The 23,621-nt window shown below is 73.6% G+C and carries 21 protein-coding genes and 2 pseudogenes; 9 read left to right on the plus strand and 14 right to left on the minus strand.

Going from position 1 to position 23,621, the window contains the following annotated elements; genetic code table 11:
- The first annotated feature begins 64 nt into the window (after positions 1–64).
- Positions 65–526, plus strand: a complete 462-nt coding sequence (locus OG392_RS31230; protein WP_329284975.1) for a MaoC family dehydratase — start codon at positions 65–67, stop codon at positions 524–526.
- A gap of 91 nt (positions 527–617) precedes the next feature.
- Here the strand turns inward: OG392_RS31230 and OG392_RS31235 are convergent, their stop codons facing one another.
- Positions 618–1,565, minus strand: a complete 948-nt coding sequence (locus OG392_RS31235; protein WP_329284977.1) for a peptidoglycan-binding domain-containing protein — start codon at positions 1,563–1,565, stop codon at positions 618–620.
- A 354-nt stretch (positions 1,566–1,919) separates the two neighbouring features.
- Between OG392_RS31235 and OG392_RS31240 the strand changes: the two are divergent.
- Positions 1,920–2,810 (plus strand): annotated as a pseudogene (locus tag OG392_RS31240) (class E sortase); the annotation flags it as partial.
- 34 nt (positions 2,811–2,844) lie between these two features.
- Here OG392_RS31240 and OG392_RS31245 read toward each other — a convergent pair.
- From OG392_RS31245 to OG392_RS31255, 3 genes are all read right to left on the minus strand, one after another.
- Entirely contained in the window at positions 2,845–3,549 is a 705-nt protein-coding gene (locus tag OG392_RS31245) for a response regulator transcription factor (protein WP_329284979.1), read from the minus strand.
- A gap of 309 nt (positions 3,550–3,858) precedes the next feature.
- Positions 3,859–4,329 (minus strand): BlaI/MecI/CopY family transcriptional regulator, encoded by a 471-nt coding sequence (locus tag OG392_RS31250; RefSeq protein ID WP_329284980.1) that lies wholly within the window; start codon positions 4,327–4,329, stop codon positions 3,859–3,861.
- Positions 4,330–4,774: 445 nt separating this feature from the next.
- Positions 4,775–5,008 (minus strand): hypothetical protein, encoded by a 234-nt coding sequence (locus OG392_RS31255; RefSeq protein WP_329287700.1) that lies wholly within the window; start codon positions 5,006–5,008, stop codon positions 4,775–4,777.
- Between OG392_RS31255 and OG392_RS31260 the strand changes: the two are divergent.
- Positions 4,907–6,203: pseudogene (locus OG392_RS31260) on the plus strand (PAS domain-containing protein); the annotation flags it as partial. The gene OG392_RS31255 and the pseudogene OG392_RS31260 sit on opposite strands and share 102 nt — an antisense overlap.
- 527 nt (positions 6,204–6,730) lie before the next feature.
- On the opposite strand, the gene OG392_RS31265 reads toward OG392_RS31260, so the two are convergent.
- From OG392_RS31265 to OG392_RS31275, 3 genes are all read right to left on the minus strand, one after another.
- On the minus strand, positions 6,731–10,012 hold the full coding sequence (locus tag OG392_RS31265) for a S8 family peptidase (protein WP_329284982.1): 3,282 nt from the start codon (positions 10,010–10,012) through the stop codon (positions 6,731–6,733).
- A 479-nt stretch (positions 10,013–10,491) separates the two neighbouring features.
- Positions 10,492–10,683: a hypothetical protein gene (locus OG392_RS31270; protein ID WP_329284985.1), complete on the minus strand. Its 192-nt coding sequence runs from the start codon at positions 10,681–10,683 to the stop codon at positions 10,492–10,494.
- 211 nt (positions 10,684–10,894) lie between these two features.
- Entirely contained in the window at positions 10,895–11,395 is a 501-nt protein-coding gene (locus tag OG392_RS31275; RefSeq protein WP_329284988.1) for an RrF2 family transcriptional regulator, read from the minus strand.
- Between the two features lie 110 nt (positions 11,396–11,505).
- On the opposite strand from OG392_RS31275, the gene OG392_RS31280 reads away from it, so the two are divergent.
- Positions 11,506–12,252, plus strand: coding sequence for an SDR family oxidoreductase (locus OG392_RS31280; RefSeq protein ID WP_329284990.1), 747 nt, complete (start codon positions 11,506–11,508; stop codon positions 12,250–12,252).
- 26 nt (positions 12,253–12,278) lie between these two features.
- On the opposite strand, the gene OG392_RS31285 is transcribed toward OG392_RS31280, so the two are convergent.
- Entirely contained in the window at positions 12,279–12,974 is a 696-nt protein-coding gene (locus tag OG392_RS31285) for a DUF4230 domain-containing protein (protein WP_443054948.1), read from the minus strand.
- Between the two features lie 202 nt (positions 12,975–13,176).
- Positions 13,177–14,391: a glycoside hydrolase family 64 protein gene (locus OG392_RS31290; RefSeq protein WP_443054949.1), complete on the minus strand. Its 1,215-nt coding sequence runs from the start codon at positions 14,389–14,391 to the stop codon at positions 13,177–13,179.
- Between the two features lie 488 nt (positions 14,392–14,879).
- Between OG392_RS31290 and OG392_RS31295 the strand changes: the two genes are divergently transcribed.
- Positions 14,880–15,704 carry a class I SAM-dependent methyltransferase gene (locus OG392_RS31295; protein ID WP_329284993.1) on the plus strand — a complete coding sequence of 275 codons (825 nt, stop codon included), beginning with the start codon at positions 14,880–14,882 and terminating at the stop codon, positions 15,702–15,704.
- A 108-nt stretch (positions 15,705–15,812) separates the two neighbouring features.
- Here the strand turns inward: OG392_RS31295 and OG392_RS31300 are convergent, their stop codons facing one another.
- Positions 15,813–16,106 (minus strand): hypothetical protein, encoded by a 294-nt coding sequence (locus OG392_RS31300; RefSeq protein ID WP_443054950.1) that lies wholly within the window; start codon positions 16,104–16,106, stop codon positions 15,813–15,815.
- Between the two features lie 201 nt (positions 16,107–16,307).
- Positions 16,308–17,786 carry a glycosyltransferase family 87 protein gene (locus OG392_RS31305; RefSeq protein WP_329284998.1) on the minus strand — a complete coding sequence of 493 codons (1,479 nt, stop codon included), beginning with the start codon at positions 17,784–17,786 and terminating at the stop codon, positions 16,308–16,310.
- A 113-nt stretch (positions 17,787–17,899) separates the two neighbouring features.
- Between OG392_RS31305 and OG392_RS31310 the strand changes: the two genes are divergently transcribed.
- Both OG392_RS31310 and OG392_RS31315 read left to right on the plus strand, forming a co-directional pair.
- On the plus strand, positions 17,900–19,123 hold the full coding sequence (locus tag OG392_RS31310; protein WP_329284999.1) for a molybdopterin-dependent oxidoreductase: 1,224 nt from the start codon (positions 17,900–17,902) through the stop codon (positions 19,121–19,123).
- A complete protein-coding gene (locus OG392_RS31315; RefSeq protein ID WP_329285002.1) occupies positions 19,120–19,569 on the plus strand; it encodes a hypothetical protein in 450 nt (149 codons plus the stop codon). The genes OG392_RS31310 and OG392_RS31315 overlap by 4 nt, the downstream gene beginning before the upstream one ends.
- Here the strand turns inward: OG392_RS31315 and OG392_RS31320 are convergent.
- The 3 genes from OG392_RS31320 to OG392_RS31330 are packed head-to-tail and all read right to left on the minus strand — an operon-like array spanning position 19,542 to position 21,630.
- Entirely contained in the window at positions 19,542–20,207 is a 666-nt protein-coding gene (locus tag OG392_RS31320; RefSeq protein ID WP_329285005.1) for a class I SAM-dependent methyltransferase, read from the minus strand. The two genes, OG392_RS31315 and OG392_RS31320, sit on opposite strands and share 28 nt — an antisense overlap.
- Positions 20,208–20,257: 50 nt before the next feature.
- On the minus strand, positions 20,258–20,923 hold the full coding sequence (locus tag OG392_RS31325) for a TIGR04282 family arsenosugar biosynthesis glycosyltransferase (RefSeq protein ID WP_329285007.1): 666 nt from the start codon (positions 20,921–20,923) through the stop codon (positions 20,258–20,260).
- Positions 20,920–21,630: a glycosyltransferase family 2 protein gene (locus tag OG392_RS31330; protein ID WP_329285009.1), complete on the minus strand. Its 711-nt coding sequence runs from the start codon at positions 21,628–21,630 to the stop codon at positions 20,920–20,922. Before OG392_RS31330 ends, OG392_RS31325 begins: the two co-directional genes overlap by 4 nt.
- Before the next feature lie 126 nt (positions 21,631–21,756).
- Here OG392_RS31330 and OG392_RS31335 point away from each other — a divergent pair, with 126 nt between their 5' ends.
- Both OG392_RS31335 and OG392_RS31340 read left to right on the plus strand, forming a co-directional pair.
- Positions 21,757–22,482, plus strand: coding sequence for a response regulator transcription factor (locus tag OG392_RS31335; RefSeq protein ID WP_329285010.1), 726 nt, complete (start codon positions 21,757–21,759; stop codon positions 22,480–22,482).
- Complete coding sequence (locus OG392_RS31340) at positions 22,479–23,615, plus strand: sensor histidine kinase (RefSeq protein ID WP_329285013.1); 1,137 nt, start codon at positions 22,479–22,481, stop codon at positions 23,613–23,615. Before OG392_RS31335 ends, OG392_RS31340 begins: the two co-directional genes overlap by 4 nt.
- Positions 23,616–23,621: the final 6 nt, after the last annotated feature.

Below are 23,621 nucleotides of genomic sequence, written 5' to 3' on the forward strand. Positions count from 1 at the left end.
CGTTCGAGCAGGACGTTCCCCCCGGGCGCGCTCGGCGTCGCCCGCGCCATCGAAAGGTCTCCTCATGCCCATCGCCATCGCCGACGGCCTCGACGCACTCACCTCCCTCAGCGGAGCCGACCTCGGCCGCACCGAGTGGCTCGAGATCACCCAGGACCGGGTGAACACCTTCGCCGACGCCACCGACGACCACCAGTGGATCCACACCGACCCGGAGAGGGCAGGGGACGGGCCCTTCGGCGGCACCATCGCCCACGGCTACCTCACCCTCTCCCTGATCATCCCGCTCTTCGGCGAGCTGCTCGGCATCACCGGCACCAGGATGAGCGTCAACTACGGCCTGGACAAGGTCCGCTTCCCCAGCCCCGTCCGCGTCGGCGCGAAGATCCGTCTCCACGGTGTCGTCGGCACGGTGGAGGAGGTCAAGGGCAACGGCGTGCAGATGCCGGTCACCTTCACCGTCGAGGTCGAGGGCGGCGACAAGCCGGCCTGCGTCGCCGAAGCCGTCTACCGCCACTACGCCTGACCGGCCCCGCCGCGCGGCACCCGCCCCGCCCCGCCGCGCGGCACCCGCCCCGCCCCGCCGCGAGGCACCGGCCCCGCCCTTCCGCACGGCCTCACCTGCCCCGGCCGCGGCGGCCCGGGCGGTCGTCGCGGCCGGTCTCGGCCTGGAGGGCGGCGCGGGTCAGGGGCCCGTACACGCCGCGCTCCTCCGGGATGCCGCGGATTCTCTGGTAACGGCTCAGGGCCGCTTCCAGGAAGGGGCCGAACCTGCCGCTGGCCGGGCCGAAGTACAGATAGATCTGCTGCAGCCGCCGCTGGAGGCCCTCGACCTCGGGCCCGGTGCTGCCGAGGCGGAGGACCTGCGTGTCCGGGCGCTCGGGCGGCGGGGTCGTCCGGGTCGGGGCCGGATCGGGGCGGCGGGTTGCGGGGCGCGTGGGCGGTACGGGGCCGCGGGTCGTCACGGGAGGCGCCGCCGAGGCGGTGCGGTGCGCGGCCCCCGTCGGCCGTCCGGTGGCCGGGGGAGTGGTCGCGGCGGTGGTCGTGGCCGGGGGAGAGGTGGCCGGCGTCGTGGACGACGGACGGGGGGCCGGTCCCGACGTCCCGGCGGGGGACGGCGGTTCGGCGTCCGGGGTCTCCTGCGGCGGCGGCAGATCGGGCATCGTGAGGGTCAGCTTGTCCGCGGGCTCCCGCTCCATTCCCGAGGTCAGTCCCACCGACAGGCCGATGCCGGCGGCGAGCGCGCCGGTGATCAGCAGGGGCAGCGACATGCCGTTCCGGTTCTCGGGCTCGGGGGCCGGTGCCGCTCTCCGCGCCCGAGTCCTTCTCCTCATGTGCCGTGGTTTCCCCGCTCGGTGGCGCGCGCGCGAGCCGCCCGCCGCGGCGACCGTCGGGAGGCTCGGCGTGGCGTCGAAGAGTTCGACGTCCTGGACGCGGGCCCCCGGGCCGTCGCCGCCGGGGCGGGCGACCTTCCCGAAGACATCGTCGCCGGGCACGGGACTCGGCTCCGGTTCGGGGGCGGCGCTGGGTGCGACTGCTGTGGTCAGGGCAGTCCTGTGGCGCATGCGGGTGCTCCCTGTGTGGTGAAGCCGTGAAGGTAGGAAGGAGTCGAGGAGACTTTGACCGCCGCTCAAGAGGGGCGTCAACTGGGGACGACTGCCGCAAAACCGGGCGCTCGCGACGTTGATTCTTAAACAACCCTTAATAAGTGACGCACGTCACCCTCGGGGCATGCGCGGGTGACTGACATGCCACCAGACCGAGCTCCACCCACCCCACTTCGCGGGACGTCGGGGCCTTGATTCATGGATATACAGTTCCCGGTGATGCCATAAGTGAACAGGAGGCAGTCGCCCATGCCATGGCACACCGATCCCAGCCGGAACGGCGCACACAGCGCACGCGGCACCCGTGGCAGAGCACGGCCCAGGAACGCGAGCCCCGGCCGCGCACCCGTCGAACCCCTCCCCGGCCCCGGACGGGCCGAACGCCGCCGTGCCGCCGCCCAGCGAGGCCGGGGCAGAGGCCGCCCGGCCGTCCCCGCGCCGAACGGGGGCGGTACCGGGACCGGCGACGGGCGTCCCCTCTCCCGGGTGGCGGCGCGCCGCGCGGCCCGGGAGGCGAAGGCGGCCAAGGAGAGCGCCGGTGCGGTCGTCGGCGAACTGTTCATCACGCTCGGCGCGGTCATGCTGCTCTTCGTCGCCTACCAGCTCTGGTGGACGAACGTCCTCGCCGGCCAGGAGACCGACCGCGCCAAGGAGCAGATCGAGGACACCTGGGCCAAGGACGACGCGGCCAAGGACGACAGCGAGCCGGGAGCGTTCGAACCCGGCGAGGGCTTCGCCATCATGTACATCCCCAAGCTGGACGTCGTCGTGCCCGTCGCCGAGGGCATCAGCAAGGCGAAGGTCCTCGACAAGGGCATGGTCGGCCACTACGCCGAAGGCAGGCTCAAGACGGCCATGCCCTCCGACAAGCAGGGCAACTTCGCCGTCGCCGGCCACCGCAACACCCACGGCGAACCGTTCCGGTACATCAACCGGTTGAAGCCCGGCGACCCCATCGTCGTCGAGACCCGGAACGCGTACTACACCTACGAGATGGCGAGCATCCTGCCCCAGACCGCCCCCTCGAACGTCTCCGTGATCGAACCCGTCCCGAAGGGCTCCGGATTCACCGAGCCCGGCCGGTTCATCACGCTGACCACCTGCACACCCGAGTTCACCAGCACCTACCGCATGATCGTGTGGGGCAGGCTGATCGAGGAACGTCCGCGCAGTCAGGGAAAGCCGAAAGCGCTCGCGGGCTGACGAGCCCGGCCCCCGCCTCGGGGCCGCCCCGGCCTCAGGCCGGGATCTCCGCGGCCGCCGGTGCCTCCAGCTTGATCCCGACGCTGCGGACCGTGTGCAGGTACCGGGGGCGGGTCGCCGATTCCCCCAGTTTCCGGCGCAGCCAGGAGAGATGGACGTCCACGGTGCGCTCCCCGCGGTACGTCTGCAGCCACACCTGCCGGAACAGTTCGCTGCGCGCCACGACGACCCCGGGGCGCCACGCCAGGTACTCCAGGAGGTCGAACTCCTTGCGCGTCAGGTCGAGCGGGGAGCCGTCCAGGACGGCCAGCCGACGGGCCCCGTCGACGGCGAGCCCGCCCACCTCCACGACGTCCGGGCACAGGCCTCCGCTTCCGGAGGCCGCCCGCCGCAGCACCGCGGTCATCCTGGCGATGAGGTGGTCCACGGAGAAAGGCCTGACGAGGTAGTCGTCGGCCCCGCTGCCCAGCACCCGTACGATCTCGCGCTCGTCGCGCCGGGCCGTCACGACGACCACGGGGATGTCCGAGACGGTACGGAGCATCTTGAGCATCTCCAGGCCGTCGAGGTCGGGCAGGCCCAGGTCGAGCACCATCACGTCGAACGGCTCGTTCAGGACGGCACGCAGCGCGCCCAGGGCCGTCCCGCAGTCCCGCACGGTGTACGAGGCGTCCGCGAGACGCCTGTGCAGGGCGGAGCGGACGGACGGATCGTCGTCGACGAGAAGCACCTTTGCCATGTGGTGCACGCTACGTGACACATATATGTGTCAAGCCGCCGGGGGCTGGGCTTGGGTGAGGGGACGGCTATGGCATGTGTGGGTACGCGGCCTGAGCGGGAGGCCGGGCCGTCGGGGGCGGGATCGCACGCCTGACCGGTTAAGGATCTTTAAGACATGGGAAAGCCCGCGTTAACCCCTCCCGCGCGCCTCGCCTCATAAGATGGCATGTGCCGCTGACGCAGCCGCCGGGAGCTCGTGCCGGCGGAGGGGAGCGCCGACTTCGGGCGGTCCCGGAAACGGGAGGACCGGCGGAAGGGGGCCGAGCCGCTACGTCGCGGGGACGGTCGCGGTGTAGAAGACGGAGGACCCCTGCTTGGTGCGGTGCGCGTGCCCCTTGGCGACGAGGTTCTCCAGGGAGGTGCGCACGACGGTGGTCTGGATGTGCCGGTCGCGGTGCCGCTCGGCGAGGGCGGTCGTCACGTCCGACGCGGAACAGGGAGCGTCGCTCGCGGCGAGGTGATGGCGGATCAGCTCGACGAGCGTGGCCTTTCCCGCGCCGGAATTCCTCCCGCCCTTTCCTGCGTTCTGGCGGGGGACCGGGCGGCCGGATTCCGGAGCGCCGGTCCGAAGGGCCTGCTGGAGACTGAGCAGAACGCCGTGGTCGTGCATCAGCTCGTCGAGTTCGGCCGTCAGGCGGGCGACCTCGCCGCGGATGCGCTCCTGCTCCGCCACGTTGCGCTGGAGATCATCGGCGACCTTGCTGCTGTATGCGGACGTGAGTTCCGTTTCTCCCGGCATACTTCCCTCTTCGTCGAATGGGGTCGGACACGCAGGACGTCGCCCCGTCGCTTTCGGCTGTCGGATCTTCCGCTTTCGGTCCCGCTTTCCGCTGTAGCCGACGGCGTAAGCCGACGACCACTGTAGGGCATCGCCTTCACATACTCGGATTTCGGGTGACCGGCATGCCATGGGCGCGCTTTATTGGTCATGCGACCAATTCACGACCGGGAATTTCGGAGTAAATAGAGGTGCCCGTTCGGACTGGTGCGACCACCGGTGAGCGGGCGCCTGGTCAACGGCCGGGGCGGTCGACGAGGGCCGCCCGGGGGTGCCGACCGATGTCACGTCAGCCACCCTGCCGCAGTGCGGAGGCTGTGTTCGGACAGCCTCATCCCCGCCTGATCATGACCTCAAAGAACCCTTAAGAAACACCTGTCGACGCTCCCGCGCCGCACATATGCCATCAACGGATGGTTAGGTTTCCCGTGGCCCACCCCACCACCGCCGGGCCACCCACCCTCATCTCCGCGCAGGTCCGGCCGTCCCGACACCGCGGCACCTGCCGGTTCCCACGCCCGGAAAAGGAAACGTCGCCATGGTCCTGCCCCTCTCCCGAGGCGCTGCCCGCCTCGCGGCCGTACTCGACGCCCTCCCCGACGGCCTCGTGCTCGTCGACCGCGACGGCACGGTCGTCCATGCCAACACCACCGCCCTCGGCATGTTCGAGACCCCCGGCACCGCACTCGTCGGGCGCGCGCTGCTGGATCTGCTGCCGACGTTCGACCCGCGGCTGATCCCGGGCTCGGCGCGCCGCCCGGATCCGGCGGACGAGCGGGCCCGGACCAGGGCGACGCGGATGATCGCACGACGCACGGACGGCGTCGCGTTCCCGGTCGAGGTGACCGATGCCGGCCTGGAGGACGGGCATGGGGCGCACGACGCGTCCAGCGGGTACACCGGGTACGAGCTGCTGATGCTCGTCGTCCGCGATCGCACGGGCACCGTCGACACCGAGACCGAACTGACCCGCTCGCGGCGGCAGACGGAGGTGATCCTGCGGGCCGCCCTCGGAGGGCGTCGCCGGGACGGACACCGATGGCCGGGTCGTCCTGGTGAACCCCGCCTTCGCCGAGATCCTCGGCTACCGCACCGCCGAACTCGACGGCGCCGAGCTGCATCCGCTGATCCTCGGCAGACGCGCGGACGGCACCCCGTTCCCGTACGAGGAGTCCCCGCTCGCCGACACCCTCAGGTCCGGCCGGAAGCACCGCGTGCGCGGTCAGGTCCTGTGGTCCAAGGCCGGCGACCGGGTGCCCGTCGACCTCACCACCGCGCCCGTACGCGACGGCGACCGGCTCATCGGCGCCGTCATGACCTTCACCGACCGCAGGCCGTACGAGGAGCTGATCGCCCGGCACGCCGCCGATCGCGAGGAACAGGCGGAGCGGTACGCGGCCCTCGCCTCCCGGTACGCCGAACTGACCTCGGCACCGGCCGAGTTCCGGCCGTACGCGGCCGATCCGCTCACCGCGGACGGCCCGGAGGACCCGCGGCGGGAAGAAGCGGCGGCGGGTATCACCCGGCACCCCACCACACTGGGCACCGTCGTGACCGCCGGCATCGACAAGGCCTCCGCGCTCACCGGCCCGCACCGCACGCAGTTCGCCGTGCACGCCCCGCCCGTCGTCGTCGCGCTCGATCCGGCGCGCGCGTCGACCGCCCTGGCCCATCTGATCGCCGACGCCTCAGGGGTCACCTCCGCGGGCGCGGCCCGCCCGGGCGCGCGGGCCGTGCCCCGGGCCGACACCACCGTCGTCATCACGGCGGGGCTGCGCGGTGACCAGCTGCGCATCGAGATCTCCGGCCCCAGAGCCGTCAACGACCCGGCTCACGTCCTCGTCGCGCGGGCCATCGTCGACGCCCACGGCGGAGACCTCGTCGCCCGGGAGCACCCCCGGGGCTACGGCCTCACCTATGTCATCCGGATCCCGCAGAACCCCGCGCCCCCACCCGTACCCGCGGCCTCGTCCCTCGCGCAGTCCCGTCCCCGGCGCTCGCTCCAGGACCCGGTCGCCGGCTCCTGGATCATCGGCGCGGCGGTCGGCGCGCACCGGGACAGGACGGCCGCCCGCTCCCGTCCTTATGCCGTCCCGGCCGAGTCGGCTCCCCGCCTCCGGAGCGGCGGCGACGAGGCCGCGCAGCAGCGCATCGTCCACCTCCTCGCCAGGATCAGGCGCGACTCCGCCTGACCGGACCCGCCGCCCCCGCGGCACCCCGCGCGCTCCACGGGGCGCGGGTGGCGGCCCTCGGAGCGGCGTCGGTCGGCTCGCCGACGGGCCGTCACGGCCGCACGGCGCCACCACCCGGGAGTGGTGACGCCGTGCGGGACGTGAACGGCTGAACCGCTAACGGATACGCGTCACTTGCCGAGCCACGCGTTGTGGACGGTCAGCGTCGACGTGTTGCCCTGCTTGTCCTCGACCACGGCGGAGAGCGAGATCCCGCTGTCCTTGGCAGGACTCTTCACGGAGATCGCGCCGTTCCGGACCGGCACCCGGTGCCAGGTCTTCCCGTCGTCGTAACTCACCGAGACCTTCAGGGACATGAGGTTCGTCCCGGCGGCGGAGCCCTGCACGGTGACCGGGACGACGACCGGAACCCGCGCGGCGGCACGCGAGGTGAGGTCGACGGGTGCGGTGAAGCGGACGGTGGACACCGGCAGCGCGGTGGTGGCCGTGACCTGCTTCGAACGGAAGGTGAAGCTCGTGTCGACCCGGGTGGACGCGGCGGCGAGCTGCGCCGAGCGCTCCACGGAGGTCACCAGCCGGTACTCGGCGTCGGAGCCGTCGACCGTGAAGGGCTGCGAGCCGGTCAGCGGGTCGTCGTTCTCGGCGACCTTGACGCCGTCGCGGTACAGCGTCGACGTGGCCGAGGTGTTCGGGGAGTTTCCCGCGTGCCCCTTGCCGTCGGCGAACAGCGGCAGCGAACCGACGAGCTGCTGCTCGCCCGTAGCCGGGTCGGGAGCGGTGCGGAACACGCCCGCGTTCCCGCCCAGGAGCGGGCCGAGGACGCCCGTGTTGAACGTCTCGCGGTAGGTCCGCCCGGCCTCGTAACGCTGCGGCCGGGCCATCTCCCAGCTGCCCTCGTAGGCCGGGTAGCCCCACTGGTCGGGCGCGCCCGCCTGGTCGAACCTGGTGACCCACTCGACGTCGTCCGCGGTGGAGACGTAGAAGGTGCGCGTGCCCGGCGCCGGCTGCGGGTCGGAGAAGCCGTTGCCTTCCGGGGCGCCCGGGATGTGGGCGAAGGGGGAGACGAAGGCGGACTTCCCGGGGGCGGAGGCTCCGAGGCCCACCTTGAGGGTGGCCAGCTCGTTCGCCTTCACGTGCTTGGTGTAGCCGGTCGCGACCTTGTCCGTCCTCCCGCCGAAGGCCACCGAGTACTGGCTGGTGGCGTCCTTGAGGAAGTGGGCGTCCCAGGTCTGCAGCAGCGAGCCGTCGGTGACGGCCGGACCCATGTGGGCGGTACGGAAACCGGCGAAGCTCCTGAGGACCCAGCCGTTGCCGACGCGGCCGATGTCGGTGCCGCCGAGCTCGTAGTACGTGCCTCCGTAGTCCACCGCGTCGATGCCGGGCACGGTGAGGTCCACCGGCTCGGTGGTCCGCGCGTCGGAGACGACGGTGGTGTCGCCGGAGACCTCCAGCTTCGGCTGGGCGATCCAGTCGGTGCCCTTGGTGTAGTCCGACGGGTCCTGGTAGACCGCCGTGCTGAGGGTGTACGAGCCCTTGGGGACCCGGATGGTGTGGCTGCCCGGCTCGTTGTCGATACGGGTGCCGAAGCCGGCCGCCGCGCCCGAGACGCCGACCAGCGTGCTGGTGAAGTTCTGGGCGTCGGCGCCGTCACGGCCGACGGTACGGAGCGTGACGTCGTACGACTCCGCCTCGCGGACGGCCACCGCGGCCGTGCGGACCGACTGGCCCGCGGCGGTGGCGGTGACGTAGCCCGAGTAGTCGCCGTCGGCGTCACCGATCCGGGTGTCGGCGGTCAGGTCGACCTCGGCCCGGCCGCCGGCGGGCACGGTCACCTTGTCGGTGCCGAGCGCGAAGAAACCTGCGGGGGCCGGCTTGCCCTTCGGGTCGAGCGTGGCCACCGACAGGTCGAGGGTGACGTCGGTGGTCCCGAGGTTGCGGTAGGCGAGCTTCCGGGTGACGGGCAGGTCGTCCGCGTGCGGCCACCGCGCCGTGCCGAAGGTCAGCGAGACCGGATCGGCGACGACGCTCTGGGACAGGGCCTTGTCGACCTGGACGCGACCGGAGCCCTGCTGGAAGGCGGTGTAGCCGCCGCCCTTGGTGGACGCGGTCAGCGCGCCCTTGAGCTCGGTGGACTTCCAGTCCGGGTGACGCTGCTTCAGGATCGCCGCCGCGCCCGCCACATGCGGGGTGGCCATGGAGGTGCCGTCGATCTGCAGGTACCCGGGGGCGGGGTGCGGGGTGCCGGGGCGCGTGTCGATCGCGCTGCCGGCCGCGGCGGCCGCGGCGATGGCCACGCCGGGCGCGGTCAGGTCCGGCTTGACCGCTCCGTCACCGACGCGCGGGCCGGTGCTGGAGAAGGCCGCGAGGCGGTCGTCCTTGTCGACGGCGCCGACGGTCAGCGCGGCGTCCGCGCTGCCCGGCGAGCCCAGCGTCGAGGCGCCGTCCTCGCCCTCGTTGCCCGCGGCGATCGCGAACAGGATCCCCTTCTCGGCGGACAGCCGGTCGACCGCCTCCTCCAGCGGGTCGACGCCGGGGCTGTCGGGGCCGCCGAGGCTGAGGTTGACCACGTCCGCGCCCTCGGCGGCGGCCCACTCCATGCCGGCCAGGACGGCGGAGTCGTCACCGAAGCCGTTGTCGTCGAGGACCTTGCCGCTGATCAGCTTGGCGCCGGGGGCGACGCCCTTGAACCGGCCGCCGGACTTGGCACCCGTGCCCGCCGCGATCGAGGCGACGTGGGTGCCGTGTCCGACGCGGTCCACGGCGTCGGCCGAGGCGGAGAAGTTCTTCTCGCCGACGACCTGGGAGCTGAGATCGTCATGCGTCTTGTCGACCCCGGTGTCGAGGACGGCGATCGTGACGCCCGTACCGTCGTACCCGGACTCCCACGCCTTGTCGGCGCCGATCTGCGGGACGCTGCGGTCCAGGCTCGCGGCCCGCACCCCGTCCAGCCACACCTTGCCGATGCCGGAGGCGGTGGCCCGCAGGCCGCTGCTCCGCCGGTCGGTCAGCGCGTCCCACACCCGGGCGACATCGTCCGGGGAGGTGCGGATGGCATCGGCGTCGAGGGTCGGGAACGTCCGCCGCAGCTGGGTGTCGCCGGCCGAGCGCACCTCGGCCCGTGCGGCACCGGCGCCCTTCTCGTACTGCACGATCAGTTTGAGTCCGTCCCGATGGCTCTCGCGCAGCCGCGCGTCGGTGAGCACCTCGAGGTCGAAGAGCCGCTGGTCCAGCTTGCCGGCGGCTATCAGGCTCTGCGCGTCGCTGGGCACGACCAGCGTGCGGTCGTTGACGCGCTGCACCTGTACGGGTATGTGCTCACGGCCCCGGGCGGCCTCGAAGCCCACCATGCGGCCCTTGGCGTTCACCACCACGCGGTCGCCGGTGACGAGGGTGATCCGCTGGTCGGTGCCGGGGCGCGGGGTGTCGGGTGTGGCCGTCGCGGGGCCGGTCATGCCTGCTACCAGGGCCACGGATGTGGCCGCTGCGATGGTGAAGGCGCTTGCTCTCTTCACATGTGCGCGCAAGTCTCCCCCAGGAGCTTGGGATGAGGTCGAGTGGTCGGTTCCGGCCGGACGCAACGACGCCCGCCACCGGTCAGCGCAGTATGTGAGCTGATCGACAACGGGGCGGGCGTGGGGGATTGAGCTGCGTGGTTTCCGGCCATCGGGGAGACCCGGTGTGCGATGGGGCCACGACGGCTCTGTGACGGCACCATGACGACGGGGCGATCCTTGTGCGACACCGGACGTCCCGGAAGGCTCCGCATCGCAGTTCCCGCCGACCTTCCGGGCGCCTTCGCACGGGCGGTCGGAGCGTGTCCCTCCTCTTGGCTGTATCCGCACCCTGGGGGAGGGCCTTCGGGCCGGGTGCGGATCCCGGCCCGGCGGCGCGCTGTCGCCGCGGCGGAGCTGCCGCCGGGGTGCGGCGTGCGTCAGCCGAAGTCGGGGACGGGGTGGTTCGGGGCGAGGGCGGCGGCGATGCGCTGGGCGATGGTGTGGGCGCTGTGGCCGGCCGGGGCGGTGGGGCCGTCGGTGGTCGAGACCGGGGAGCCGAGCGCGAGGAGCACGGTGACCGCGGCGAGGGCGGCGGTGCGGGCCAGGAAGGGGGCACGAGCTGATCTCATGGCGGGAGTATCGGCCGCGGCGCACCGGTCCGGTGCCGGAGGCGCCGCCGACCCGCACCTTGTCACCCGTCAGGCCCGCGTGCGCGGCCCCGCCCGGGAGGACGGGGCGTGCGGGGTCCGTGCCTCAGTCGGTGCTCGCGGTCGCGGTGCGTCAGCCCGTACCCGCGGTCGCGTCCGTGCGTCAGCCCGTACCCGCGGTCGCGTCCGTGCGTCAGCCCGTGCTCGCGGTCGCGTCCGTGCCGGCCGTCAGCCAGGTGCCGATTCCCGGGAGCGCCTCCGGGCCGCTCTCGTCCTCCACCGTCACGACCAGATCGGCGATCGTGGTGCCCGCGAGCGAGGCCCTCCACGCGGCTTCCGCGGCCCCCATCGCGCGGGCGATCGGGCAGGCCCTCGCGCACTTCTCGGGAGGGGTCGCCAGCGGTCCGCGCTGCCGGATCTCGGTGCAGACGAACGCCGGATCGGGCCCGTCGACGGCCTGCACGACGTCGAGCAGGGTGATCTCGGCGGCCTCCCGGGTCAGCACGTATCCACCGGTCTTCCCCTGGACGGAGCGCACGAGACCGGCCCGGGACAGCGCCTGCATCTGCTTGGCCAGGTAGCTCGGCGACACGTCGTGCAACTGCGCGAGGCGGGCCGCCGGCACCGGCCGGCTCGCGGCCGTGAGCACCACACAGCAGTGGAGCGCCCACTCCACGCCACCGGACAGTTTCATGTCGCCTCCCCAATTGACTCGGATAGATACTATCCGAGTATCATCTCGGACATCGGGTATCCGAGTTTGCGTCCCAGGGGCCCCGCCGGGCCCGCGAAGGAAGGCACACCATGAAGATCACCGTCATCGGCGGCACCGGGCTCATCGGCTCCCAGGCCGTCACCCTGCTCCGGAAGGGCGGCCACGACGTGGTCGCCGCCTCCCTCTCCTCGGGGGTCGACCTGCTCACCGGCGCCGGCCTGGACGAGGCGCTCGCCGGCGCCCACGCGGTCGTCAACGTCAGCAACTCCCCGACCTTCGACGACGCGTCGCTCGACTTCTTCCGCACCACCGTCGGCAACCTGCTCGCCGCGGGCGGGCGCGCGGGCGTACGCCACCAGGTCGCGCTGTCGATCGTCGGCGTGGACCAGGTCCCCGACCTGGACTACTACCGCGCCAAGGTGCTCCAGGAGGACCTGCTGCGCGACGGCCCGACCCCGTACTCGATCGTCCGTGCCACCCAGTTCTTCGAGTTCATGGACGCCGTGATGTCCTGGACGGCGACCGACGGCGAGGTCCGCCTGCCGGCCACCCCGCTGCGGCCGATCGCGTCCGCGGACGTGGCCGCCGCCCTCGCCGACGTCGCCGTCGGGGAGCCGCTGGACGGCACGCTCGACGTGGCGGGGCCCGAGGTCCTCGCGCTGGACGAGATCGGCCGGATCACCCTGGCCGCCCGCGGTGACGGCCGTCCCGTCGTCGTCGACGACCGGGCCGGCATGTTCGCCGCCGTCCGCGGGGACGTCCTCACCCCCGGGCCCGGTGCGCGCCTGGCGCCCACCCGTTATCGCGACTGGCTGACCGCCTCCCTGGCCGGCTGACGGGCTCGCCGCCCGCCGCCCGCCGGTCAGCCGAAGACGACGGACACGCGGTCGAAGCCGAGGGCGTGGAGCAGCCCCTGGAGCATGCCGGTGGTGTTGCGTTCGGCCCGGGTCGTGAGGTCGCTCTCCCGGGCGGCCTCACCGATGTGCCGGGCGGCGAGGGACTGGACGGCGCGCTCGCTCGCGGGGTTGTCGGAGAACAGGTCGCCCAGCCGGTCGAGCAGGCCGCGCTGCTTGGACACCGCGTAGGACCGCTCGGGGTCGAGAGCGGGTTCGCCGAGCCGCGCGTGCGGCAGGCGGAGCGTCGCGGTGGTGCGGTCCTCGTCGACGGTGACGGCACCGGGGCCCAGGCCCGCGAAGTCGACGTACGCGCTGACGCTGCCGCCGGCCACGTACAGCGTGCGGGTGCCCCGGATGGCGTCCGGCAGGAACCGGGCGTCCTTCTCGAGGTCCACGACGACCTGATAGGTGCCGAGGGCGCCTTCGTGGCGGTTCATGTCCTGGATGGACTTCAGGACCGCCGGGCCGGAGCGGTCCTTGGTCTCGGTCCCGAACAGATCCGAGAGGCCCGGCAGCTGGAAGAGGCGACCGAGCAGGACCAGGATCAAGGTCATCGCCAGGGCCACCGCCAGGAGGGCGGTGGCGACGGTGGGCCACCGGCGGGACCCGCGTCCACGCCGCTGTGCCGCTTCGGTGGGAATGCTGTCCGTGTCGTTTCCCATGAGGGGCTGTTGCCCTCGGGCGGGCCGTGCATGCCCAACAAGCCGTGATTCGCCGATGGTTGGCGGCGGCTGGGGCTGATGCGCCGAGGGTGGCGGAAGCGGGGCCGACGCCCCCGATCCGCCGGTGGGGCCGGCGGATCGAGGGACCGGCGTATCGAAGGGCCGGTGCTTCCATGGGACGGTCTCTCGGCCCCGGGCGGAGCTAGTTGAACGGGTCCAGCGTCACGTACGCCTGCTGCGGGTTGCCGTCGTGCACCAGGGCCTCGTGCGCGCCGACGTCGTCGAAGGCGAAGCCGTACGCCTTGCCGTCGGCCATCTGGGCGTGGATCTTGCGGGAGTAGTGGTTGGTCACCGCGTCCTTGTAGAAGTCGGCCGACGAGGTGTCCGGCTGGTTGGGGTTCGTCAGCAGGGTGGAGCGGTTGTAACCCGCGCAGAGCGTACGGGAGATGGGCCCGCGCACCTGGTCGTTGGGGGCGTCGAGGTGCTTGTAGCAGCCGAAGACGCTGTCGGAGTCGGGCTTCTGGAAGGACGTCACCACGGCGCCCGAGGAGTTGGTGAAGTTCATGACGTTGCCGGAGACCCGGCCGAAGTACTTCACCGAGGGCTGGTTCGCGAACGGCGTCACGGTCAGGGTCGACGAGGCGTACTTGCTCCACACGCGGTTGATGTAGTCGTTCATCACCCCCGCGGGCAGTGCGCCGGCCTCGATGCCGTGGCCCGGGGCCAGGGCGCGCAGCACGGTGCCGTCGGCGCGGGTCTGGATGAGGTTGGCCCAGCCGCCGGGCTGGCCGCGCAGGGCGTCGTAGAAGCCCCGGTAGCCGCCGGGCTTGAGGTGGCCCGTGTTCGCGACCGTGCCGTCGGGGCGCTTCACGCCGACGGCGTAGGGTGCCGAGACCATGTCGACCTGAGTGCTGTTGATCCAGAGGCCCGCGTCGTTGAGCGTGTACTCGGACCAGTTGAACAGGATGTTCCTGTTGGGGTCGCTCGGGTTCTGGACCGCGGGCTGTACGAGCCCGCCCGTGGCCACCTTGAACACCAGCTTCTGTCCGTAGCTGAAGTAGATCCGGCCGGAGAACTTCGGCAGCCGGATCGTCATCGATCCGCCGTTGGCGGGGCCGGCGATGGCGGCGTCCGGCGCGGGAACGGGGACGGAGCCGCCGGCGGGCCAGGGGTGGAAGGTGCCGTTGGCGTCGGCCCAGCCCTGGCGGCCGGTCGAGAGCTCGGTCCCGAGGTTGTAGACGTAGACCTGGTCGCCGCGGCCGGAGTTGTTCGTGAAGGTGAGCGGGATGGTCGCGGGGACGGCGGCCTGGACGGTGCCGGACGGGCCGGCGACGGTGACGACGGTGCCGATCGACGCGGCGGCGGCCAGGGTGACGAGTGCGGCGCGGCTGTGCCTGCGCCTGCGGTGTGCGGACACGTGGGGCTCCTCGGAGGTGGGGACTCCGTGTGGGGGGAATCCGTGGGTGGGGAATCCGTGGGTGGGGTCTCGCGTCGGGGGGGGCTTGTTCTGAGAGCGCTCTCAAGAATGGTGAGGGTGAGATGGACCTGTCAATGGTTGGGGGTGGGGTGGCGCGGGATTCGCGGCCGCCGATCGGCTCAGGCGCGGCGCGCCTCGGCCGCGTGGGCGATGGTCCGTGGAGGATCGACGGGGGGTGGCGGTGGTGGCGGTGTCCGGGTGGCCGGCGACGCTCCCGGGCCGCCCCCGGACCGATCCAGTGCCCCGGACCGATCCAGCGCCCCGGACCGATCCGAGGCCCCGAACCGATCCGACGCCGCTCGGAACCGCCCCATCGCCTGGAGAGATCCGGTCATGACACTGTTCGAGGATCCGCTGTTCCCGCGCCTTGCCGGCCGGGCGCCCGCTCGCGTCGAGGCCCACGCCCGCCCCGTCGCTCCGGCGGCGGCGTGACCGCCGCCGCGCGCGGGGGCGCGCCGGGCGAAGGCCGTTACGGTGAGGCCGTGTTCCCTCCCGGACGGGCGGGCGAGGGTGAGCGCATCGACTACGGTGCTCTGGCCTACGACGACATCACCATGGCGCGTTTCCGGGCGCTCGGGGTCGGTCCGGGGTGGCGGTGCCTCGATGTGGGAGCCGGGACGGGCACCGTGTCCCGTCGGCTGCTCGACGAGGCCGGGGTGACGGGCGTGCTCGCCGTGGACCGCGACGTACGGTTCCTCGTCGAGCGCCCTGTGACCGGCCTCGACGTCATCGAGGCCGACGTCACCGATCCGGACTTCGACCCCGGGCGGTTCCGGCTCGTCCACGCGCGCTTCGTCCTGATGCACCTCCCCGAGCACGACCGCGTGATCCGCAGACTCGCCGAACTCGTCGAACCCGGAGGCGTGTTGGTGCTCAGCGACGCGGTGGACCTCACGAGCGAGCGGGCGCCCGGCACTCCGTACAGCACGGTGATGCGGGCGATGTGGCAGGCCCTGAGGGAGACCATCGGTACGGACGTCACCTGGGTGCCGTCGTATCCGCGGCTGCTCCGCGGCGCGGGCCTCATGCCCGTCGCCGCCGAGATCCATGTGCCGCCCCTGCTGGCGGGAAGCCCGATCAGCCGCTTCTGGGCGGACACCTGGGAGCGGAGCAGGGAACCGATGCGGGCGACGGGCCTGGTCGACGACGAGGCCGTCGACGCGGCGATCCGGTACCTCGCCTCCGACGAATGCGCCGCGCTGTCGGCGGGCATGCTCACGGCCTGGGGCCGGAAGCCGGGGGAGAGCCGGTAGCCGTCGCGGAAGCCCTGCGGAGCCCGACGGAGTTCGACGGAGCCCGGGGCCCGGTGGTCCCGGCCGGACCGGGGCGGTCCGGGTCCGCCGCGCGGGCGGCCGGGGCGGTCACCCGCCGGGGGTGATCGCGTCCAGGCCCTTGGCCATGTCCTCGGGGTTCATGACCGGCGAGTAGTGGATCTTGGCGTGGAGCTTGAGGAAGAAGGGCTCCGAGATCTTCGGCATCTGGGACGGATCGGCCATGTCGAAGAAGAGATAGCCGGTCCGGCAGCCGTTCTCGACGGTGAAGTAGGCCGCCTCGGGGTGGATCTCCCGGAGGGCCTCCTCCATGATCTCTCGCAGCGTGCCCGCTCGGATGGCTTCGTTCGAGGCCGGGGTGTCCATCTGTACCTTCAGGAGCATGCGCATGATGTCGCTGCCTCTCCTGCCCGGGCGGGCGCTCCGCCCTCGACACCCGGACGTGCTCAGTTCAAGCCTCCTCCTTCCCTTCCGCGGGGACCACTCGACGGACGGGGGACGCGGGTCGGGGCCGGTGGAGCGCCCGCCCGGGCCCGCCGCCTCGCAGGTGAACGCCGAAGTCCTGGAGGCCCCCCGTACCCGGGGTCACGCCGGGGGCCGGACGGACGCACGGGCCCCATGGTCGTCTCCGCGTCCCTGTGCGCGGTCCGGGCCGTGGCCGCCACGAGCCGGGCCACCGCCCTCGCGGAGCCGCCCCCGTGCCCATGCCCCGCCCAGCGCACCGAGCGTCGCCGCCGCGTACGCGGCCGTGGCCGCGTCGCCGCCCACCAGGTAGGCGACCGCTCCGGCGAGTGCGACGCCGAGCCACTCCCACCGGCCGTCGAGCGCCACCAGGGCGACCAGGAGCAGGGCGTACCAGGAGTAGCCGGGGGTGAGCAGGAGGAAGGCCGTGCCCGTGGTCAGCAGGGCGCCGCGCCAGGGTCGCCCGGGGTCGCCGCGCCACCAGACCGCCACCGAGACAGCCGTCATCACGAGCGCCACGACCGGGAGCGCCCACGTGTCCGGCAGGACGAGCCGGAGCAGCAGGTACCGTCCGCCCGCGCCCGCGTCGTCGTACCCCTCCTCCTGCGCGTAGCCGCCCAGATACCCGAGGACGGAGCCCTCGGACAGCAGGACGTACGGCAGGTACAGCGCTCCGACCGTGGTCACCACCGGTACGAGCACCGCCAGGGCCGTACGCGGCCGCCGCACGCCGGACAGCGCGCCGGGCAGCAGCACGGCGGGCAGCAGTTTCGCGGAGATCGCGAGGCCGAGCAGCACACCGCCGGTGACACGGCGGCGCGCCACGACGAGGAGCGCGGCCACCGAGAGGAGGACGGCGAGGACGTCGACATGGGCGTTGTCGACGGCCTCGACGGGGACGGCCGGGCACCAGGCCCAGAGAGCGGCCCCGCGAGGGTCGCCCCGGCGGCGCAGGGCCAGGACCAGCATGCCGGTGACGGCCAGGGAGAGCAGGGCGGCGCCTGTCTGGAGGCCCTTGTGGCGGACGTCCGGCGGAGAGAGGGCGTGGACCAGGAGGAACCAGGCCTCGGCGGTGGGTGGGTAGATGGTGTGGACGGTGGGGCGGTTGATACGGGTGCAGCCGCCGTCGCCGAGGGGGGAGAGGTCGGCCACTTCGCCGGAGCCGGACCCTGTTCCCGTGCCCGTGCCCGCCCCCGTGCCGTTCGTGCCGGTCCGCCCGCACGTCGTGCCGTCCGGGAACAGCCATCCGTCACGCAGACCGACGAGCGCCGGGTCGGCGGGTGCGTGGTCGTACGGCGAGATGCCGGCGGCCTGCACCCGGCCGTCCCACGCGTACCGGTACGCGTCCGTGCTCGTACGCGGTGCCGCCACGAGCCCGGTGGCGGTGACCGCGACCGCCCCGGCGAGGATCAGCGGGACCACCGCCCGGGCGGGCGCGTGGCGCAGGGCGACGACGGCGGCCGCGAACAGCGCCCAGGCCACCGCGTATCCGGCGAGGAAGCCGCCGCCGCGCGCGTCCCCGTCGAGCAGGACGACGAGCGCGGCGGTGAGGGCGAGGAGCGGCAGCGCGGTGAGGACGACGGCGTGGTGGGTGCGGGGCATGGGCGCAGCCTGGCAGCGCCGTCGGTCCGTGTGGGGGCGACCCGTCGGGGCGTTCGGGTTTCGTAAGGTGTCGGAGCCTCCACGCGGGCGCGTGCGGCGGTGTCATGGACGGCATGACCTCCAGCAGGCCCTCCGGCGAGCCCGCCCCCGAGCGCCCCACCACGTCCTCCCGGGCACCGGGACCCTCCCCCTCGCGCTCCGTCCTGCCCGCGCTCCGTCCGCCCGTCTTCACCGGCCGGCTGCACGACGCGCGCACGGCGACGGCTGTCGGCCGGTGGCTCGGGGCGGCCTTCGCGGTCTGCTTCGCCACCGGTCTCGTCAGCCATTACCTCCAGCATCCGCCCGCCTGGCTCGCCGACGACCTGCCCGCCCGGCCGGTGTGGGGGTACCGGGGCAGCCAGGGCCTGCACATCGCCACCGGCCTCGCCGCGATCGTGCTGCTCCTGGTCAAACTGTGGGCGGTCTACCCCCGGTTGTTCGTGTGGCCCCCGGTCCGGTCCGTGCGGCACGCCCTGGAGCGTCTGTCCGTCGCGGTCCTGGTGGCCGCGGCCGTCTTCGAACTGCTGACCGGGCTGCTCAACATCGTCGAGTGGTACCCGTGGCCGTTCTCCTTCATCCAGGTGCACTTCGCCGTCGCCTGGGTCGTGACGGGGTCGATCCTGCTGCACGTCGCCGTCAAGGCGCCCGAGATCGCGGCCCATTGGGGCCGGCGCTCCGCGGGCACGCTCGCGCTGCCGGCCGAGGACGCCGTCGACCGCCGGTCGCTCCTGCTCGGCATGGGTGCCGCCGTCGGGGTGGTCACCCTGACGACGGTGGGGCAGACCGTCACCCCGCTGAAGGCCTTCGACCTGCTCGCGCCCCGCCACCCCGACCACGGGCCCCAGGGGCTGCCGGTCAACCGGACCGCCGCGGCGGCCGGTGTGTCGGCGGGCGCTCTGGCGGCGTGGCGTCTGCAGGTCGCCGGCCCCCGTCCGTACACCCTCACGCTCGACGGGCTGCGGGCGATGGAACACACCCGGGCGCGGCTCCCGATCGCCTGTGTCGAGGGCTGGGCCGTGCAGGCCGACTGGGGCGGGGTACGGGTGCGCGACCTGGTGGAGCGGGCCGGTGGCGTGCCCGGCCGGGCCGCCGTGCGGGTGACCTCGCTCGAAGTCAGCGGCGCCTACCGGGTGATGGAGATGGGCGCGGAGTACGTCGACGATCCGCTCACCCTCCTCGCCCTCACGCTCGACGGGCAGCCGCTCTCCCTCGACCACGGCTTCCCGGCCCGGATCATCGCCCCGAACCGGCCGGGCGTCCTGCAGACCAAGTGGGTCCACCGACTGGAGGTGCTGTGAGCCGCACGACTCAGGAGCCGACGGCGACGCTCGTGCTGCGGTACGTCGTCGGCGGGATCGGTCTCGCTCTGATCGGCCTCGGTGCGTGGCTCGTGGCCGAGGAACCGGACCCGGTGGGCGTGGCGCTCTGGCTGGCCGGCGCCGTCGTCCTGCACGACGGGATCCTCGCCCCGTCCGTCCTGGCCGTGGGGCTGCTCCTCGCGGGGCGGCGGGTTGCACCCGAACGGGGCCTGCTGCGCGGGGCGTTGATCGTGGCCGGCAGCGTGATCCTGGTGACGCTCCCCCTGCTCGTCCGGCCGGGGGAACCGCCCAACCCGTCGGCGCTGCCGCTGCCGTACGGGCGGAACCTCGCGATCGTCCTCGCGGCGGTGGCCGTGGTGACGGGCGCGGTCCTCCTGGTACGGCGGCGGGGGCGGCGTCAGAAGGAGGTGCCCGGCGGCCGCTGAGGGGCGAGCGACAGGAAGGGGCGGTCGGCGACCGTCCAGCTCTCCACCACGGTCCAGCCGGTCCGGGCCGCGTGGGCGGACAGGGCCCGGGTGCCCACCCGGGCCCAGGGGAACGGCCCTCCCCGGCCTCCGCGCCCGTCGTCGACCCGTACCTCGCAGCGCTCGTCGACGTCCACGGGCGCGCACTCGGCGATGACGAGGCCGGTACGGGTCACGACCCGGCGCAGCCTGCGCAGGAGGGCGGCCGGATCGCCGCCGATCCCCGCGTTCCCGTCGATCAGCAGCGCCGTGTCCCAGCGGCCTTCGGCGGGCAGGGGCTCGAAGACCGAGCGGCACAGGGCCGTCCCGCCGAGCCGTTCGGTGTGGGAGACCGCCTCCGGGCTGATGTCGATGCCGAGCGCCCGCCGGCCCTCGGCGGCGAGGGCGGCGACGAGCCGCCCGGGTCCGGAGCCGATGTCCAGGACGGCGCCCCGGCAGCGGTCCAGGACGGACCGGTCGGCGGAGTCGGGCGCCTCGCACCAGCGTTCGACGTCGAGGGGCAGGAGCCATCCGTCGTCCCGGCGCAGGAAGAGCGGACCGCGCCCGGCCCGCAGCGCGTCGGTGTACGGGTCGGCGCGCCAGGTCGTCGGTGGGGTCACGCCGGTCTCTCCGGTGGGCGCCGGGACGCGCCCCGATCTCCTGGTCGCGGTCACGCGCTCACCCCCGGTCCCGGCCCCGCCGCGCTCGGCGCACCCACTCCCGTTCCTGCCGTCAACTCCGTGTGCAGGCGGGCGAACCGGGTCCCGGGTGCCTCCGCGGCCACCCGCCGGGCGTCGTCCGCCGTGTCCACGTCGCGGAGTACGGGCAGCGCGCCGATCCGCAGGCCGGCGGCCCGCAGTCGCGCGTACTGCACCGCCCCCGTGTCGGGGCGCGACATCGGAACGCCGAGCAGGAGCGCCGGGTCGGGCGCGGTCAGGCCGAGGGCCCAGAAGCCGCCGTCGGCCGCCGGGCCGAACCAGGCGTCGTGGCCGTCCCCGCGCAGGGCCGGGGCCAGGAGTTCCGGGGTGATCTGCGGGGTGTCCATGCCGATGAGGAGCGCGGGCCCCGCGCAGGCCGCGAACGCCGCGGCGAGCCGTACGTCGAGACCGCCCCGCACCTGGGGGACCACGACGAAGCCGGGCGGCAGCCACGGCCCCGGCTCCCCGTCGAGCACGAGGACGTGCCGGTCGGCGGGGATCCGGGCGGCGGCCGTGAGCGTGTCGGCCAGGGCGGCCTCGGCCAGCGAGGCGGCCTCCGCCGGCGAGAACGGGGGAGTGAGCCGGGTCTTCACCCGCCCCGGCAGCGGCTGCTTCGCGATGACGAGCAGTGTGGTCACGGTCGGCCGCCCCGGGCCCCCGCCGGCTCGTCCAGCACGCGCCGCATGTCGTGCACGGCCTGGTACGTGCCCCGCCAGGTGCCGGTGACCTTGGACCGGCCCGCCCGCGGCAGATACGGCACGTCGACCTCCCGTACGCGCCAGCCCGCGTCGGCGGCCCGCACCACCATCTGGAGCGGATAGCCGCTGCGCCGGTCGGTGAGTCCGAGGCCGAGGAGCGCCTCGCGGCGGGCGGCCCGCAGCGGCCCGAGGTCGTGCAGCCGGAGTCCGGTGCGGCGGCGCAGCAGCCACGACAGGGCGAGGTTCCCGGCCCGGGCGTGCGGTGGCCAGGCGCCGCGGCCGGTGGGGCGGCGGCGGCCGAGCAGCAGGTCCGCCGAGCCGTCGGCCACGGCGCCGACGAGCCCGGGAAGCAGACCGGGGTCGAGGGAGGCGTCGCAGTCGCAGAAGCAGACGAACTCGGCCTCGGCCCGGAGCAGCCCGGTGTGGCAGGCGGCGCCGAAGCCGCGTCGCGGCTCGTGCACGACGGTGGCGCCGAGCTCGGCCGCGAGTGCGGCCGACCCGTCGGTGGAGCCGTTGTCGACGACGATCGGGCGCCATCCGGCGGGGATCCGGGCCAGGACCCAGGGCAGGGCCTCGGCCTCGTCGAGGCAGGGGAGGACGACATCGACGGTCTGGGGTGTCACGCGATCCGCGGTCTTGGGTGTCACGCGTCTCACCGTAGGAAACGGAAGGCCTCCCGGGGCCGCTCCACTCCTTACGAAACGCGGACGTCGGCCCGCGTACCCCCTGGTGGCCGTGGCCCCCCGGGAGCGAGCGGTGCGAGGCTGTCCGGCATGAACGAGCGCGAAGTGCCCGGAGAACCCGCCCGGATCCTGGTGGTGGACGACGATCCGACGGTGGCCGAGGTGGTCACCGGCTATCTGGAGCGGGCGGGCCGGGTCGTCGAGCACGCGGCCGACGGACCCGACGCCCTGCGGAGGGCGGCGGAGCGGTGGCCGGACCTGGTCGTGCTCGATCTGATGCTGCCGGGTCTCGACGGCCTGGAGGTCTGCCGGAGGCTGCGTGCCACCGGTCCCGTGCCGGTGATCATGCTGACCGCGCGCGGCGACGAGGAGGACCGGATCACCGGCCTGGAGGTGGGCGCCGACGACTACGTCATCAAGCCGTTCAGCCCGCGCGAGCTGGTGCTGCGCGTCGAGTCGGTGCTGCGCCGGACCCGTACGACCGCGGGGACCGCCTCCGTCCTGCGCTCGGGGGACCTCGTCGTCGATCCGGCGACCCGCAGGGCCACCCGTTCGGGCAGCGAACTCGCCCTCACCCTCAGGGAGTTCGACCTCCTCGTGTACTTCCTCACGCACCCCCGCGCGGCACACTCCCGGGAGGAGCTGATGCGCCGGGTGTGGGGCTGGGACTTCGGCGACCTGTCCACCGTGACCGTCCACGTCCGGCGGCTGCGCGCCAAGATCGAGGACGACCCGGCCCGGCCCCGGCTCATCGAGACGGTGTGGGGCGTCGGCTACCGCTTCGAGCCCGGCCCCGACGTGGTGGTGGCCTCGTGAAGGACGTCCTGCTCATCGCCGTGTTCGCCCTCGCGGGAGCCGTCGGCGCCGGCCTGGCGGGAGCGGTGGTGCTGCGACTCGTCCGGCACCGCTCGGTCGTCGTGTCGCTGACCGTCGTCGCCGCCGTCACCGTGACCGCGATGCTCGCAGGCACCCTCGCCGTCGCCCGCGCGATGTTCCTCTCCCGGCACGACCTGTGGGTCGTGACCGTCGTCATCGCGATGGCGGCCCTCGTCTCGCTCGGCACCGCCCTCGTCCTCGGCCGGTGGGTGGTGACCCGCAGCCGGGCGCTGGCCCGCGCCGCGCGGGACTTCGGCGACGGCGGGAGCTTCTCGGCCCCCGACGGCGCGGCCACCGCCGAACTCGCCGCCCTCACCCGCGAACTGGCCGCCACCAGCGCCAAGCTCGATGCCTCCCGGCGTCGCGAGCGCTCCCTCGAAGCCTCGCGCCGGGAGCTGGTCGCCTGGATCTCGCACGATCTGCGCACCCCGCTGGCGGGGCTGCGGGCGATGGCGGAGGCCCTGGAGGACGGCATGGCCGCCGACCCGGGCCGCTACCACCGGCAGATCCGCACCGAGGTCGAACGGCTCACCGACATGGTCACCGACCTGTTCGAACTCTCCCGCATACACGCGGGCGCGCTCACCCTCAGCCCGAGCCGGCTCTCCGTGTACGACCTGGTCGGCGACGCCCTGAGCGGCGCCGACCCGCTCGCCCGCGAGAGCGGTGTCCGGCTCGTCGGGGAGGCTGTCGAGGCCGTACCGGTGGAGGTGGACGGCAAGGAGATGACCCGCGTCCTCGCGAACCTCCTCGTCAACGCCATCCGCCACACCCCGGCCGACGGCACCGTCGCCGTGGCCGCCGAGCGACGCGCCGACGCCGTCGTGCTGTCCGTCACCGACGGGTGCGGCGGCATCCCCGAAGCGGACCTGCTCCGGGTCTTCGACACCGGCTGGCGCGGCACCGAGGCCCGCACCCCTCCGGCGGGCGCGGGGGACGCGCCCGCGGCGGGGGCGGGGCTCGGCCTCGCCATCGTGCGCGGCATCGTCGAGGCCCACGCGGGCCGCACCGAGGTACGCAACGTCCCCGGCGGCTGCCGCTTCGAGGTGACGCTGCCCGCGGCGGCGGGCTGAGCCACG

Origin of the sequence: Streptomyces sp. NBC_00691, from assembly GCF_036226665.1 — a bacterium.
In the GTDB taxonomy this organism is placed as follows: Bacteria; Actinomycetota; Actinomycetes; order Streptomycetales; family Streptomycetaceae; genus Streptomyces.